This is a genomic window from Rhodoferax sp. (assembly GCF_044236835.1).
Lineage (GTDB): Bacteria > Pseudomonadota > Gammaproteobacteria > Burkholderiales > Burkholderiaceae_C > Allorhodoferax.
In genome coordinates, this window is the sequence record NZ_JBIIGC010000005.1 from 13,770 (window position 1) to 28,842 (window position 15,073).

Below are 15,073 nucleotides of genomic sequence, written 5' to 3' on the forward strand. Positions count from 1 at the left end.
AAGACGAAAGAACAAAAGCAGATCAAGGGACTCACATGACAGAAGAAAACGGCCCCTCGAGGGCCACAGAAGACGCGCCGGAAACCCACGTGGCTGCTGCGCAGCCTTACAGCGTGCGCTTGGAGTTCACCGGCTCGGGCAGCGAGTACTTCCGCATCTGGATCGTCAACCTGCTGTTGACTGTGTGTACCCTGGGCCTGTACTACCCATGGGCCAAGGTGCGGCGGCTGCGCTACTTCTATGGCAACACCGTGGTGGATGGCCAGCCACTGGGATTCCATGGCGACCCCAAGCAAATGCTCAAGGGCTATTTGCTGGTGGTGGCGCTGTTTGCCAGCTACTCGGTAGCCCAGCAGGTTTCGCCCATTGCCGCTGCACTTGCCTTCGTGTTGCTGGCGGCCTTGTGGCCGGCCTTGTGGAAGTCCTCGATGCAGTTTCGGCTGGCCAATACCAGCTGGCGCGGGTTGCGATTTCAATTTGCAGGTGCTTTGCCGGGTGCCTACAAGGCAGTAGCGCTCTTTTGGGTGCCACTGGTGCTGTTGATTGGTTTGGGTGCGTTCTGGGGGGGTACCCAAGCCGGGGGCGAAGGCGCCATCATGACGGGGCAGGCTGTGTGGCTTGGCCTGGCGTTCATGGCGGCGGTGTTTCTGGGCTCGATCGTACTGATGCCATTTTTGTTCTGGAACTTGAAAAGGTACCAGCACAACCACTATGTGCTGGCAACGCAGCAAAGCCAGTTTGGGGTCCCTCTGTGGGACTTCTACAAGTTGGCTTTTAAGCTGGGTGGGCTCGGATTTGTCTCCTTGTTGGTGGTGATGGGCGTGGTGCTGCTGGGCGTCTCTGTGTTGTTCAGCGGCGGGATGTCGACACCTTCGAACTCGTGGTTTGGTATTGGGATGTTGTTGATTGGCGTGTACGCCCCGATCGTGGCGGCAATGACATCCCTCAAAGCGATGGCAGCTGCCATGGTTCAGAACCTGGTCTGGAGCAACACAGCCAGCAGCCACCTGCGCTTCCACAGTGACTTGGAGGCCCTGGGGTTGATGGGGCTGGCATTGAAAAACTTCGCCCTGACGGTGCTCACCCTGGGCCTGTACTGGCCCTTTGCAGCAATCGCAACCCAGCGCATGCGTTTGCAAGCGGTGACGGTTGCCTTCTCACTCGCGCCGGACGAACTGGTACTGGCGGCTTTGGGTAAGCAAGGCGATACCGCAGGCGATGCCGCAGGTGACATCTTGGGTATCGACATCGGGGTCTGACAGCGTGGATGCCGCGGCCCCCCCGGATATCGCGGTGCGCTACTTTGATGGCCGCTCTGGCAAGCCGGTGGCGGCACGCCTGACCCGGCAGAACGACCAGTTGTGCGTGGTCGCCCAGGGGCTGGAGGTGCGCGTCCCCATCGACCAAGTGCAGTGGCCAGAGCGCGTCCGGCACGGACCGCGCGTGGCGCACTTTTCGGCGGGTGGGTCGGTGCAGCCCGAGGATGCTGCGGCGTGGGACCTTTGGCTTGCCTGCTACGGACCGCGCGAGTCATTGGTGGTCAAGATGCAGCAAAGCTGGCGCTCTGTGCTGGTCAGCGCCGTGCTGCTGATCGGTACGCTGGCCGCTGCCTACGGCTGGGGTTTGCCGGTGCTCAGCGACGCGTTGGTCGCCGCCGTACCGTCCAGCGTGGACCGCGCACTGGGCGAGTCGTCGTTGGTGGCGTTGGACGCCCAGATGATGCGGCCCAGCAAGCTCAGCGCGGCCCAACAGCAGCGGCTCCAGCAAAGCTGGCAGCAGGTGACCCAGGCACTGCCCGTGCAGCAAGTCCCACCTTGGCAACTGATTTTTCGGGACAGCCAGATCGGCCCAAACGCCTTTGCGCTGCCCGGTGACACCATGGTTATGACCGACCAGTTGGTGCAACTCGTCGACGGCAATCCAGAGGTGCTTGTTGCGGTGCTGGCCCATGAACTTGGCCACTTAAAGCACCGCCACGGCATGCGCATGTTGGTGCAAGCGGGCGTGCTGGGCACCGTCAGTGCGGTGGCATTGGGCGATTTCAGCGGCTTGTTGGGCGCAGTACCTTTGCTGCTGGGCCATGCCCACTATTCGCGCGAGGCCGAGCGCCAAGCCGATGCATTTGCTGTGCAGGTGTTGCACGCCGCAGGCATTTCGCCGCTGGTCATGCTCACCCTGTTCGACAAGCTGGAGCAACACCGCAAGAAAGGTGGTGATCGGCCGGACCAGGAGTCCCTGCTCGGCATTGCTTTTGCCTCGCACCCCAGAGACGCCCAGCGCATCGCGTTCTTTCAGCAAGCTGCCGAACAAGGGCCGCGCGCTGCTGGCAGCGCCAAACCTTAGGGTTCACCGCTTCATCGGGTTGTGTATTTTTGCGAAGCAGGGGGTAAGGTTGGCAGATGCCAAACCCGCAGCAGCACCGCCAGCGCAGCGGGCAAATGCGGCGGCTACATGCAGTCCAAGCGGACCCGCCTGGCGGTAACAGCTGGTCGGTACACTGACGCGCCCATCCGCCACACCCTCCCGACGCCGCAGCCGACCATGCCACCGCCCACCCCCACCGACTTTGAATCCGAAGTGGCCGCCCAGCGCAGCTACCTGATGCGGTTTGCGCGCCTGCAACTGCGCAATGACACCTGGGCTGAAGATGCCGTGTCGGAAACCGTATTGGCTGCGCTGTCCAAACCGCTTGCGTTTCAGGCGCGCTCCCAGCTCAAGACCTGGCTGGTGGGCATCTTGAAGCACAAAATCATCGACTCGATGCGCCAGCGCCAGCGTGAAGTGGTGCTGGATCATGGCGACGAGGACGACCAGGCCGATCCTTTGGAATACATCGCCTTCACCCAAGACGGGCACTTCGCGCAAGCGCCTGCAGAGTGGGGAAACCCCGAACAAGACCTCCAAAGCCGCCAGTTCATGGCCGTTTTGGACGCCTGCGCTGAAAAGTTGCCTGCGGTACAGGCCAGATTGTTTTTGATGCGGGAGTGGTTGGAGCTCTCCAGCGAGGAAATTTGTAAGACGCTCGCGCTGACGCCGACGAACCTGTACGTCCAACTCCACCGCGCCCGCCTGCGCTTGCGCGAGTGCCTGGAGTTGAATTGGTTTATTGCACGATGAACGCGTTCAAAAAAACTTTTCTGCTGCAACGCACCTGCAAGGAGGTGACGGCCCTGGTGATCGCCCGCGAAGACCGGGTGCTGCCGCTGGCGGAGCGCTTGGCGTTGCGTTTTCACATGGTCATTTGTCAGGCATGCCCCCGATTCCAGCGGCAGGTACTCACCATGCGCAATGCAATGACGCAATGGCGCAACTACGGATCTGGCGAGGACGCGAGGGATTGAATTGGGCCCTTGGGCATCGGTAAGAAATGGGCGGCTGCCACGACCACCCAGTTTGGACCTACCGAGTCGCCCGCCCATGACAACCATGCAACTGCTGTCTGCCACGCAAGTGGTCGGCAACTACCGATTGGACTTCGCTACCACCGAGGCCGATGTGGCGCGAGCCCAGGCCTTGCGGTACTCCGTGTTCAACCAGGAGATGGGCAGCGGCTTGGTACAAAGCGCTGCGACCCAGCGCGACGTGGACGCTTTTGATGCCGTGTGCGACCACCTGTTGGTCTGGGACCAGCGCACCGACCAGGTGGTGGGCACCTACCGCATGCAAACCGGCGTGGTCGCCCAGACCCACCTGGGCTACTACTGCGCGCAAGAGTTTGACCTGCAGGCCTTCGATGCCTGCCGCGCCCAGACGCTGGAACTGGGTCGGGCGTGCATCGACAAGGCGCACCGCAACTTCCAGGTGCTGAGCATGCTTTGGCGTGGAATCGCCAGCTACGCGCAAACACGCGGCGCGCGCTACCTCATCGGATGCAGTTCTCTCACCTCGCAGGATCCGGCAGTTGGCCATGCAGCGGCGGCGATGCTGGATGCCTACCTGGCGCCCCAGCGATTTCGCACGCAACCGCACCCGGTTTGTGCGCTGCCGGCCCAGACGCATCCGGTACCTGCGGCGAAGCTCCCCAAGCTGCTGGCAGCCTATTTGTCGCTGGGTGCATGGATTTGCGGCCCGCCTGCGATGGACCGCGAATTCAAGTCCATCGACTTTTTGACACTGATGGATCTGCAGTCCGAGGGCATGCGCCTGCGCCGACAGCGCTTTGGCATCAGTAGCTGAAACGCAGCTCGCCCGCTGGGCCGTTTGCATCGAAACGCCGCTCCCATACTTCGCAGCCGGTGCGTGTCTGGCGCACGACGGTGCTGGCGCGGGTTCCGTATTCGGGCGTCTGAATGAATGCCGCAGAAAGCGCGCGTTCGCGCTCCAGGGCAATACCGGTGTGCGGCAGTTGCTCGTCCTTGGCCACCTCGCGCCGTTGCAGCATCTCAAAGAGTACCGATGGGTCGACAGCGCCGGGGTCGCTGGTCTGCGCCAAATCCTGGGTGAGGCGGTGCAGTTTGGGCCAAGGGGTGTTGAAGTCGGCGTTGGAGACCGCGCCCACACCGGGCTCGATCAGGAACCCGCGCTTGCTGCGGCTTTCCAGCCCCATTAGCTGGTGGCCGTCACTGACCAGCAGGTTGAACGGGTTGTAGTCCTCGCTGCGACTGGTCAATGCAGACAGGTACTGGGATGGTGTGCACTGCGCCTGCAAAAACTCGGTGACCAACTCGCCGCGGGAGCGCAGCTCGTTGCGCGGGCTTTCAGGGGTTCGGAAGTTGGTAATAGCAGCAAATCTGCCGCTGCGGCCCAGGCCCAGCCAACTACCGCCAGCGTGCAGGTCCCGGCCCGCCAAGATGTCCGCGCCAGCCCACCAATGCATAGCCAGTGTGGGTCGGGCGTAAAACTCGTCGCGGTTGGCTACCACCACGAGTGGCACATCCGCATCGGGCTGCCAGCGCCAGGCGATCAGGCACATGGGTTCAAGCCGCAGCCAGGCGTTCAAAGGCGCGGGTTGCGGGGGCCTTGCCAAAGTCCTGCTCCGGCTCCACGCCCGCCGCGCGGCAGTACTGCGCCACCAGCGCAAAGTGGTGCACCGTGTGCGAGGACAAGAACAACAACTCCCGTCCCAACGTCGTGGGCACCACCACGCTGTGCTCACCGCTGGCGCCAGCTTGCAGGCAGGTGTGTAGCGCTTGCCCCAGCGCGCTTGTAGCGCCGCACTGGTGGGCCAGGGTCGACCAGCGTGCCTGCAGGTCCCGTAGCAAATCCAATGCGGCAGTGGCTTCGTTTTGCACACGCATGTCTCTTCCTCTGGCGTCGTATTGCACCACTGGATCGGCTTGCACCAAAGCGTCCAGCAAGGCGGTGTAGTGCTCCATGATATGGCGCAGGTGGGGTCCCACCGCTTGGCCGTATCGGAAGCTGGGAGCGGCCGCGTCTTGCAGCCGCTCGACCAGGTGCTGGGCCTGTTGCAGCAGTCGCTGGTTGTCGTTCCACAGCGGTTCGGCGCAGGATTCGCGCATGGGCGTGCCTTTCTTTTGTAGGTTTAGTCGGTAGGTGGATAGAGCGGGGTGAGCTGCTTTTCGCGTTGGTGCCAGCGCCGAAATTCCGCCAGGCTCAGGGGCTTGAACCCTCGGTCTCGGTTGGCGCGGCCAATCTGGAACAGCAGCTTGTACTGCGTGAGCAGGTCCGCCCAGGCCTTGAAAATGCTGGTGCCGCGGTCCCAAATGTGGGTGCTTTCCGCGCCTGCGCCGTTGACTTCTAGGATCGTGAAGCCGTGGCCCTGGCGCACCGCTTCGAAATCGGCAAAGCGAATGTCGTAGCGGCCGAAGTAGAACTCCGGGAGCCGCTGAGAGATCTCGTCGAAGCGTTGCTCCATTTCCGGCGTGACCCAATGCGTGCCATTGCGAAAAATGGCACCGCGACTGTGGCTGCCGGCAAACGCGAGCCGGATCGCCTCGCCCGGCCGCGGGATGTTGTCGAGTCTAGACGCGTGGCGCCGCAGGTACAGGTGCGAGAGGGCGCCGGCCCGGGGGTCGGCCATGATCAGTTCACGTAGCGTGTGCTGGCCGTCGCCGTACACATAGGGGAAGTATTTGAGCGTGATGGAAATGATGCGCCCTTTGGCTGCATGCGGATGGCGGCAGTAGAAGATGCCTGCCTCGCCCTCGAATGGCACGTACTTTTGCAGCAAGAGCCGGGCTCCTTCTGGGAACTTGCGCAAGTACGCCGCTAGCGCCGCTTCGTCACGAACCAACACCACGCCGGCACCACGGCAGCCCAAGTCGGGCTTGGCCACCACCGGCAAAGCCAAGCCCTTGTCGGTCAGTTCGGCAAGCACCTCGCGCAGCACCTTGTGCCTCTGCTGGGGATGGTCCAGGCCCGCAGGTCGCTCGACCGTGATGAAAGGCGCCACCCATTCGGGAATGTGTTGGACCGCCAAATCCAAAATGGCCGCCTTCGACTCGCCATAGAAACCGCCTCCCGGGAACGACGGGTTGGCTACCGTGGGCAGCATGGCGCCCCGAAAGCGCAGCATCAGCCACAAGACGTAGAGCAACACAGGGGGATAGAAAGCCCACATGGGCCAAAACTCAAAAAAGCTCAATGGCTTTCCGGTTTGGTCGAACGGCGGCATGCCGGCGTGGGGCGCTTGGACTTTGGGTACTTGCATCAATGACTCAAGAAAAGAACCGTTGTCTAAACCAACGAAATAGTGGAAACACCAGCGCAATGGCCACCACCGGCAGCGCCACTGCCAGCGGCGCCGACACGCCCAGCTTTTGCACAATGTGCGCACCAGCCGCAGCACCGAGCCACATCAACCCACCCGTCCACGCTGCCACGGCCACCAATACAGCCGCGGAAAACTTGGTTAGCCCCACGCGGGCAAAGCCGCAAACTGTGTAGGTGACAAGACGCAAACCCGGTACCACGCGTGCCAGCATGACCGCCTGCCACAGGCGTGACTCCAGCCGCCCGCGTAGCACCGGCGCACGCCCGGCGATGTAACGGCGGTATAGCCAAGGCACCTTGCCTGCTGCCCGTCCGAGGGCATACAGTCCCAAGTCCCCCAAGGCAATGCCACCTGCTACCGCGATAAAGGCCGCCTCCCAGGAGATGCTTCCGGCCGCCGCCAGTGCTGCCCCGGCGGCGATGGCAAGGTCCTCTAGCAACAAGGTGCTCGCTGCAAGCAGCAGCAAGATCTGCCAGGGCGCTGTACCCGATTGCAGCGCGGCACCCAAAGGGTCCCAGGCTGCGGTGATCCATCCAGCGTCGGTCATCGCGAAAGCGCTGCTCGCAGGGCGCCGCGGCCCAGGTAGATCAGTACGGCCGCGCTGCACCACACGCCACAGGCCAGGGCGAACAGCACACCGCCATCCAGCGTTCCATCCACGTTGCGGACCTCCACACCCAGGGGTGTGAAAAGGTGAAAGAAGATCGCGCCGCTGATGACACCCAGCGCCAGCAGCGCACCGGCGGTGTGCAGCAGGCGCTGCGAGGTGAAAAGACCAAGGAGCATCATCACCGACGCGACCAGCTCGGTGCTGCCCACCACGTACTGGCTGAAGATGCCGGAGGGCGCAAACAGGCCGGGAAAGCCCAGGCTGGCGCCCCAGGCGTCCAAGGTGCCAAAGATGTACTGCGTCTCCGGCGAGTTGCTGAACTTGAAGAACAAGGACTGCAAGAACACAAAGGCGATGTACACAGTCAACGCTGGCACGGCGAATCGGGCCCAGCGGGGTGGATGGGGGCGGTTTTGCATGGCAGTTCCTTTGGCTTGGACAAGGGTGGGTGGGTCGGGCGCTACTTTTCCAGCACTGACGGCCAGTTGGCATTTGCCGCTTGTACAAATCCTGCGATGTTGGTCTCCCACTTCTTCTGAACGTCTGCGTCGTAGTTCAAGTAGAGCTTGTCGTTGACGATCTTCCAGCGCAGCGGGTCGGCCGAAGCGGTGTAGCCCTGCGCTACCGCCCAGGCGCAGTAGCCACCATATTGGGGCGCGTAACGCTCGGGCGCGGCCTGGAATTTGTCGCGGTTTTCGGCGCTGGCAAAGCGCCATTGGACGCCGTTGTGGGTGACGGTGAACTTGGTGTCACCCTTGGTCGGCTTGCCTTCGGTGAAGTAGGCGACTGTGTCGTAGCCGCTCACGGCGGCCTTGCTAAACAACGGGGTGTACACGGCGGGCTCTTTGGCATGGGCTGGCGAGGCGGCCAGGGCCATGAAGCACAACGCGGGGGCGATGGCGTGGCGAAGAATCTGCAAGATAGGCTCCTTTTTGGTCGGACAGTGCCCACCCGGTGCATCGGGTGTAGCCTTAAGTCACGCGCAGCCTGGGTTTCTTACAGTTTTTTCGCTAAGGGGTCTCAGTTTCTTTGATGATGCGCCACTGCCCGTTGGCATTGGCGAGGCGCAAATCCTTGGTGCTGGAGACCGACAAGGTTGGTGCGCGGTACTCCTGCCGAAAGCGGGCCACCGCGTGCGCCCCCGCCACCCGAACCTCAAGCTGGCTGACCCGTACCTCGATGGCGCTGTTCCTGAGGATGCGGGTGCGCCGTTCTCGCTCCCATTGGCTACGTTGCTGTTTGACTGTCGGAACGAAATCGCCGGCATAAAAACCCAGGTAAGCATCGACATCTCTGGCAGACCATGCAGCTGCCCAAGCGAGTACGGTGGCCTTGACCGCTTGGATGTGTTGTTCTGTGTTGCTTGCCGCAGGAGGCGCAGGACTGGGAAGGGGAGCAGGTTGCGGCGCATCAGCAATTTGGGGGGAAGGCGCCACCATGGTTTCTGTGGAAAGCGGCGGTGTGTCGTCCGCAAGTGCTGGGGGAGAGGAAGTTACCGCTTGAGGCGCCGCCGCCTGCGGGGCCGCGCGCTTCATCAAGACCTCAATGCTAGGCGGTGGAGGCACAGGTGCGAGCTGGGACGCGTTGGCCAAGGCGCTATCCGGTAGCAGAGCGGCGAGGATCGCCGCGCTTGCGCTGCAACGCAGGATGTTGCGGGTCGCCCAAGGCGACGCAAGGTAGGTCGGGCAGACGAACAGCATCGCCCAAATTCTTGCATACAAGCTCCCAACGCTGGCTAAACTATCCGGCGGCGATTGGCGTGCCATTGCCACTCAACCATCTATACATACAGGGGTTCGCATGAAGTTGATGTCCATGGGCATGCTAATGGTGTTGGCGCTTGCCGGATGCGGCGGCGGCGGCGGTGGAACGGCCAGTACGGGGGTTAGCACCGGGGGCACTACCGGAGCGACTTCGGCGGCCCAGCTGGCTCAAATATGTTCCGCCAACAATCCGTTCAGAGCGGATGCGCTAGAGCCAACCAGGGCGGGTTCCTTGGCTGACGAACGCAATTGGATCAGAGCCTATTTCGACGAACGCTACCTTTGGTACAGGGACGTACCAGCGGTCAGCGCCAATGCGGACAAGTACAACGTCACTACTTACTTCAATCCGTATTCCAACTTTGTGGAGTCGATCAATAACTACTTTCAGGACTTGCGCAACCCTGCGTTCACCGTGACCGGCACAAAGGTCGATAAATTCAGTTTCCTCACCTCCACCAGTTACTGGAACGACTACTCGCAAGGGGAGGCGCTAGGTTATGGGTGGCAATTGAGCGATCAAGGGACTCTCGCAACACGCCGCGTGCGGGTTTCCCACGTATTTCAGTCCACCCAGACCGGCTTCGCGGCCTTGGCAAGTGTCCAGCGCGGAGATGAAATCCTCAGTGTCAACGGTAACCCGGTCAACAGCACCAGTACGTCCATTCAAAATGTTGTGAATCAGGCGTTGAGCCCAAGCGCAGCCGTCAACACCACCTTTGTGATTCGGCCAGTGGGCAGCGTAAGCACACGTACTGTCACTTTGACGGCTGCTAACGTGGTACTACCGCAGGCGGAGCACAAGGTGGTGATCGACCAGGGCGTCAAGTGGGGCTACTTGTTGTTCAACGCGCATATCGATTCAGCCGAGGCGCCGTTGCTGGCGGCCATGACTGACTTTCAAGCGCAGGGGATCGATCAGCTGGTGCTGGACCTGCGTTACAACGGTGGTGGCTACCTGGCGATGGCCAGCGCGGTGTCGTACGCCATCGCAGGAGTCGCACGAACCCAAAACAAGACCTTCGAAACCCTCAGGTACAACGACAAGCGCTCCGGGGGAAATCAAAGCGTGCCGTTCTACAGCACCGGCCGGAACTCAGTAGCTCCATTCGCCACACTCAATCTTTCTAAGGTGTATGTGCTGACCACGGCTGACACATGCTCGGCCAGCGAGTCCATCATCAATGGATTGCGTGGCATCGATGTGGAGGTGGTGCAGATCGGCAGCACCACTTGCGGCAAGCCCTATGGATTTGTGCCACAGGACAATTGCGGGATCACTTATGCGGCCATGGAGTTTGAAGGCGTCAACGACAAAGGCCTAGGCGGTTTCTCCGACGGTTTTGTGCCCCAGTGCGCAGTGAGCGATGACTTGTCGTTCCAGCTGGGCGTCACGACAGAACCCATGTTTGCCACCGCCATCGCGCGCCACCGCGGTCTGCCGTGTACATCCCCTAGCGCAAGCAGTGCTCTGTCGAGCGCGAACCTGCGTGGCATGGGCGCGAGCACCCAACGCGTGATTCGTCCGCACTGGCAGGAGGCGAAGATTTTGAAGCCTTCGGCCACCGCCCCTTGATTGCATCGGCATGCTCATAATGCGCACATGCAGGTCGACCGAATTGCACTTCTCTATCCATTCTTTACGAGCCTTGCGATTGGGCTGTTGATTGGGTTGGAGCGCGAGCGCTCCCCTGCGGCCCGTGCCGGATTGCGCACGTTTTCGCTGGTGGCGCTGGCGGGCACCTTGGGCGCGGTGCTTTCAGAGAAGACTGGGGCGCCATGGTTGCTGGCTGCGGGGTTGCTGGTTTTGGGCGGCATGATGGTGGCCACCTACTGGCGTGATCCGGCAGAGGGTGACCCCGGCACCACGACGGTTGCTGCTGTGGTGGTGTGTTATGCCCTGGGTGCTTTGGTGTGGTTTGGCATGGAGCAGCTCGCTGTGACGCTGGCGGTTGCGACCACCGCGCTGCTGTACTTCAAGCCCGAGCTCAGCGGGGTATCGCGCAGCCTCACCCGGCTCGACCTGGTGTCCATCCTGCAGTTCGCGGTGCTGTCCTTCGTGATACTGCCCATCCTTCCGAACCAGAACTACGGCCCGTACAACGCACTCAACCCGTACCAGATTTGGTGGATCGTGGTCCTCATCTCGGGTCTGTCACTGGCGGGCTATGCGGCCCTGCGGGTGGCCGGCCAGCGCCACGGCACCCTGCTGACGGGCTTGTTCGGTGGGATTGCATCTAGCACGGCCACGACGCTGGCGTTTTCGCGCCACGGGCGCGATTCGCCGCAATTGGCTGGCATGGCAGCCTTGGTGATTTTGTTGGCGAATTGGGTGGTTCTGGCGCGCTTGTCAGTGCTCATTGCGGTGCTTGCACCCACGCTCTTGTTGTCCGTCTTGCCGATGTTCCTTGGCGGCGCCTTAGGAGGCTTGGTGGTGATCTATCTGGCGTGGCGAAACCTGGACACCCGGGACGACGCACCGCGCCTGGAGATGAAGAATCCGACAGAGATCCGCGCAGCACTGAGCTTTGGCGTGTTGTATGCAGTGGTGCTGTTTGCTGCGGCTTGGCTGTCTGACCTGGTGGGCAGTCGTGGCGTGTACGCGGTGGCGCTGGTATCTGGGCTGACCGACTTGGATGCCATCACGCTGTCGAGCTTGCGGCTGTTCAACCTGGGCAACCTGCAGGCACACCAAACCGCAACTGCGATTTTGCTGGCGATGCTCGCCAACACGGTGTTCAAGAGCAGTCTGGCAGTGGTAATTGGCGGTGCCACGCTGGCACGCAAGGTGCTGCCAGGCATGTTTGCCGTGGCCGCCGGGCTGGTGCTGGGCTGGTTGGTAGGGTAGGGCGTTGATGGGCCAACCCGGTCGGAAGTTGGCGTGGGTCTCGGCCCTGCTGCTGAGTGCGCCCGTGTCCCATGCCCAAGTGGGTGAGCGGGTGGTGCTGGAGGGCTTGGCTTGGGACCGCACCGAGGTGACCATCGCGCAGTTTGATCGCTATGTGCGGGCCACAGGCGTGGTCACCCGCGCGCAGCGGGAGGGCGGAGGCTTTGAGTACCGCGCGGGGTGGGAGCGCCGTGCCGGCTGGAACTGGCGCCGCCCGCAAGGCGAGCCCGTCGACATGAACATGCCCGCTGTGCACCTGGACTACAGGGAGGCGCAGGCCTACTGCCGTTGGGCCGGTGGGCGTTTGCCGACAGGTGCCGAGTGGCAAGCTGCCGGTTTCACCGAGATGCGTGTGTCCCCGCCAGCGCCTTGGGTTCGAGGCCGCACTTACCCATGGTCCACAGGCGACAGCCCGCAGGGCGCAAACACCAACGGGGCAGACCCCTGGCCCGCTGCAGCACCGGCTGGTGCCACCCGCCAGGGTGTCAATGGGCTGTACGACATGGGTGCCAATGTGTGGGAGTGGACCAGCGACAGCGATGGTTCTGGCCGCCGCACCGTGGGCGGCTCGTGGTGGTATGACGAGGCACAGATGCGGGCGCAAGTTCAGGCCTACAAGCCGCCTGACTTTTATGCTGTGTACATCGGCCTGCGCTGCGTCTACCCATAAAAAAACCCCGGTCAGATTTGTATCTGCCGGGGTGAATCCATTACAGATTGCTCTGTGCGTTACTTGGCAGGTGCCAGGTTGGGGTAGCGCACATGTTCGACCAAGTCTTGCACCTCTTTTTCAGGTGCCTTGGTCAGCAGCGACACGATGATCATGACCGCCAGCCCCACGGGCACGCCGAAGATACCGGCAGCAATCGGCTGGATGTCCCACCAAGTGGCATCCTTGACCGGGGTGGTCACTTCAAACACCTTGCGCAGCCAGGGCTGGGTCATGGCCATGTAGTAGCCGGTGACCAAGAAGCCGCTGACCATGCCGGTGGCAGCGCCCCATTTGTTGGCGCGCTTCCAGAAGATGCCCAACACCAGCGCCGGGAAGAAGCTTGCCGCAGCCAGCGAGAACGCAGCTGAGACCAGGAACAAGATGTCCGCGATCTTGAGCGAGGCCACGTAGGCAGCCAGCAGCGCCACGATCAACAGCAAGACTTTGGACACCGTAACGCGGCGCGCAGCCGATGCATTGGGGTCAATCATCTTGTAGTACAGGTCGTGCGACAACGCATTGGCAATCGTGAGCAGCAAACCGTCCGCAGTGGACAAGGCCGCAGCCAAACCACCGGCCGCTACCAGGCCAGAGATCACATAGGGCAGTCCAGCGATCTCGGGGGTGGCCAACACAATAATGTCTGCGCCGATGCGAATTTCACCGAGCTGCAGCAGGCCGTCCTTGTTGATGTCAGAGACCGACATCAAAGTCGGATCCACCGCTGCCCAACCCGACACCCACGCCGGCAACTTGTCAAACGGTGTGCCCACCAGCACATTGAAGACCTCGTACTTCACCAACACGGCCAATGCGGGCGCCGTCAGGTACAGCAAGCAGATGAAGAACAGCGACCACGCCACCGATTGGCGCGCTTGCCGCACCGACGGAGTGGTGTAGTAGCGCATCAAGATGTGGGGCAGGGCAGCCGTACCGACCATCAAGCAAAACACCAGCGCAAGGAAGTTCTTGCGAGCGATGTTCTGGGCCTCTTCGGTCGCTCCGGGGAACGCAGTGGCGTGGGCTGGCATACCACCCAGCGGTCGAGAACGGGTTTCGTTCAGCGCCCGTGCGGCGGTATAAGCCTCGCGGGCCGCAGCTTCGGTCTTGGGCAGGGCAGCGACTGCCGCTTCAGCCTTGCTGATGTCAGCGGCGGGACCATTGCTGGCCTTCAGATCTGCCACCCGCTTCTCAGCGGCTGCCAGGTCCGCAGCCATGGCAGCGGGAACGTCCTTGAGCTTGGCTTCAAGGTCAGCAGCGCGCTGCTTGAAGATCGCCCGAACTTCAAGTTCCTTGGGATCTTGGGTCAGCTCTTTTTCGCGCTCAGTCACTTTTTGCAGCTGGAAACCGTAGATCGCCTGCGGCACCGGAATGCCAGTGTGCTTGATCGACAACCAGGCCACGGGAATCAGGTACGCAATGATCAAGATGATGTACTGGGCCACCTGCGTCCAGGTCACGGCCCGCATGCCACCCAAGAACGAGCACACCAGGATGCCACCCAAACCTACAAACACGCCCACCAGGAAGTCCACACCAGACAGACGCGCGGTGATCAGTCCGACGCCGTAGATTTGCGCCACAACGTACACAAACGACACCGCGATCGCCGCCAAAATGCCGATGAAGCGAACCAAGTTGCCGCCGTAGCGTGCGCCCAGAAAGTCAGGGATGGTGAACTGGCCGAACTTGCGCAGGTAGGGTGCCAGCAGCAGAGCCACCAAGCAGTAGCCGCCAGTCCAACCCATGATGAACGCCAAGCCGCCATAGCCTGACAGGTACAGGGTACCTGCCATGCCGATGAACGATGCAGCAGACATCCAGTCTGAACCGGTAGCCATGCCGTTGTACATCGCTGGAACCCGGCGACCAGCAACGTAGTATTCGGCAGCATCGCTGGTGCGGCTCATGAAGCCAATACCGGCGTACAGGAACACGGTTGCGGCAAGGAATGCGTACCCAATGAAGGCGCGTGGCAATCCCATGAACTCTAGCGCGCCCAGCACCACCAGGAAGATGGCAAAGCCGCCGATGTACCAGCCGTACACCTTGTTGAGTTGCTTCGAAAACGCGCGCCCGGATGCAGATGTATCAAACATTACTCGTCCTCCTCTTCTGCCACGCCGAACTCGGTGTCCATCTTGTTCATGGTGCGTGCGTAGTACCAAATAATGAGCATGTACACGATGAGAGACCCTTGGGCACCTACCCAAAACGAGAAGGGCCAGCCCATCAGGGTGAACGTCAAGTCACGGGCGAAAAAGCCCACAACAAACGTCACCACAAACCAGACCGCCAGCAGAACGCCGGTGATTTGGAGGTTCTTTCGCCAGTACTGTTCCCGGCGTTCTGATATGTCCATAGATGTGACTCCTGGGTGCTATTGAAAATCCACTGGTGGTGGGGGGGTGCCTTCGCTGGGCGGTGC

The 15,073-nt window shown here is 61.7% G+C and carries 17 protein-coding genes; 8 read left to right on the forward strand and 9 right to left on the reverse strand.

Annotation, left to right across the window (positions count from 1 at the left end; genetic code table 11):
- The first annotated feature begins 35 nt into the window (after positions 1–35).
- From ACILRC_RS05000 to ACILRC_RS05020, 5 genes are all read left to right on the forward strand, one after another.
- Positions 36–1,259, forward strand: coding sequence for a YjgN family protein (locus ACILRC_RS05000; protein ID WP_395668258.1), 1,224 nt, complete (start codon positions 36–38; stop codon positions 1,257–1,259).
- Between the two features lie 4 nt (positions 1,260–1,263).
- Entirely contained in the window at positions 1,264–2,343 is a 1,080-nt protein-coding gene (locus ACILRC_RS05005; protein ID WP_395668259.1) for a M48 family metallopeptidase, read from the forward strand.
- Positions 2,344–2,541: 198 nt separating this feature from the next.
- Positions 2,542–3,117, forward strand: coding sequence for a sigma-70 family RNA polymerase sigma factor (locus tag ACILRC_RS05010; RefSeq protein ID WP_395668260.1), 576 nt, complete (start codon positions 2,542–2,544; stop codon positions 3,115–3,117).
- Positions 3,114–3,341, forward strand: coding sequence for a zf-HC2 domain-containing protein (locus ACILRC_RS05015; protein ID WP_395668261.1), 228 nt, complete (start codon positions 3,114–3,116; stop codon positions 3,339–3,341). The genes ACILRC_RS05010 and ACILRC_RS05015 overlap by 4 nt, the downstream gene beginning before the upstream one ends.
- Positions 3,342–3,426: 85 nt before the next feature.
- Positions 3,427–4,176 carry a GNAT family N-acetyltransferase gene (locus tag ACILRC_RS05020; protein ID WP_395668262.1) on the forward strand — a complete coding sequence of 250 codons (750 nt, stop codon included), beginning with the start codon at positions 3,427–3,429 and terminating at the stop codon, positions 4,174–4,176.
- On the opposite strand, the gene ACILRC_RS05025 is transcribed toward ACILRC_RS05020, so the two are convergent.
- From ACILRC_RS05025 to ACILRC_RS05055, 7 genes are all read right to left on the reverse strand, one after another.
- Positions 4,166–4,939 carry an NRDE family protein gene (locus ACILRC_RS05025; protein WP_395668263.1) on the reverse strand — a complete coding sequence of 258 codons (774 nt, stop codon included), beginning with the start codon at positions 4,937–4,939 and terminating at the stop codon, positions 4,166–4,168. The genes ACILRC_RS05020 and ACILRC_RS05025 overlap by 11 nt on opposite strands.
- Entirely contained in the window at positions 4,917–5,459 is a 543-nt protein-coding gene (locus tag ACILRC_RS05030) for a hypothetical protein (RefSeq protein ID WP_395668264.1), read from the reverse strand. The genes ACILRC_RS05025 and ACILRC_RS05030 overlap by 23 nt, the downstream gene beginning before the upstream one ends.
- Before the next feature lie 23 nt (positions 5,460–5,482).
- Positions 5,483–6,610 carry a hypothetical protein gene (locus ACILRC_RS05035; protein WP_395668265.1) on the reverse strand — a complete coding sequence of 376 codons (1,128 nt, stop codon included), beginning with the start codon at positions 6,608–6,610 and terminating at the stop codon, positions 5,483–5,485.
- 7 nt (positions 6,611–6,617) lie between these two features.
- Entirely contained in the window at positions 6,618–7,220 is a 603-nt protein-coding gene (locus ACILRC_RS05040; RefSeq protein WP_395668266.1) for a DedA family protein, read from the reverse strand.
- The gene (locus ACILRC_RS05045) at positions 7,217–7,702 is read right to left on the reverse strand and encodes a DoxX family membrane protein (RefSeq protein ID WP_395668267.1); all 486 of its coding nucleotides are present in this window, start codon (positions 7,700–7,702) and stop codon (positions 7,217–7,219) included. Before ACILRC_RS05045 ends, ACILRC_RS05040 begins: the two co-directional genes overlap by 4 nt.
- Before the next feature lie 41 nt (positions 7,703–7,743).
- A complete protein-coding gene (locus ACILRC_RS05050; protein WP_395668268.1) occupies positions 7,744–8,202 on the reverse strand; it encodes a YHS domain-containing (seleno)protein in 459 nt (152 codons plus the stop codon).
- 91 nt (positions 8,203–8,293) lie between these two features.
- A complete protein-coding gene (locus tag ACILRC_RS05055; RefSeq protein ID WP_395668269.1) occupies positions 8,294–8,722 on the reverse strand; it encodes a DUF4440 domain-containing protein in 429 nt (142 codons plus the stop codon).
- Positions 8,723–9,110: 388 nt separating this feature from the next.
- On the opposite strand from ACILRC_RS05055, the gene ACILRC_RS05060 reads away from it, so the two are divergent.
- From ACILRC_RS05060 to ACILRC_RS05070, 3 genes are all read left to right on the forward strand, one after another.
- Entirely contained in the window at positions 9,111–10,622 is a 1,512-nt protein-coding gene (locus ACILRC_RS05060; RefSeq protein WP_395668270.1) for a S41 family peptidase, read from the forward strand.
- Positions 10,623–10,649: 27 nt separating this feature from the next.
- The gene (locus ACILRC_RS05065) at positions 10,650–11,894 is read left to right on the forward strand and encodes an MgtC/SapB family protein (protein ID WP_395668271.1); all 1,245 of its coding nucleotides are present in this window, start codon (positions 10,650–10,652) and stop codon (positions 11,892–11,894) included.
- A 64-nt stretch (positions 11,895–11,958) separates the two neighbouring features.
- Positions 11,959–12,603 carry a formylglycine-generating enzyme family protein gene (locus tag ACILRC_RS05070; protein WP_395668272.1) on the forward strand — a complete coding sequence of 215 codons (645 nt, stop codon included), beginning with the start codon at positions 11,959–11,961 and terminating at the stop codon, positions 12,601–12,603.
- Positions 12,604–12,662: 59 nt separating this feature from the next.
- Here the strand turns inward: ACILRC_RS05070 and ACILRC_RS05075 are convergent, their stop codons facing one another.
- Both ACILRC_RS05075 and ACILRC_RS05080 read right to left on the reverse strand, forming a co-directional pair.
- Positions 12,663–14,744: a sodium:solute symporter family protein gene (locus ACILRC_RS05075; protein WP_395668273.1), complete on the reverse strand. Its 2,082-nt coding sequence runs from the start codon at positions 14,742–14,744 to the stop codon at positions 12,663–12,665.
- Positions 14,744–15,007, reverse strand: coding sequence for a DUF4212 domain-containing protein (locus tag ACILRC_RS05080; RefSeq protein ID WP_395668274.1), 264 nt, complete (start codon positions 15,005–15,007; stop codon positions 14,744–14,746). Before ACILRC_RS05080 ends, ACILRC_RS05075 begins: the two co-directional genes overlap by 1 nt.
- Between the last annotated feature and the right edge of the window lie 66 nt (positions 15,008–15,073).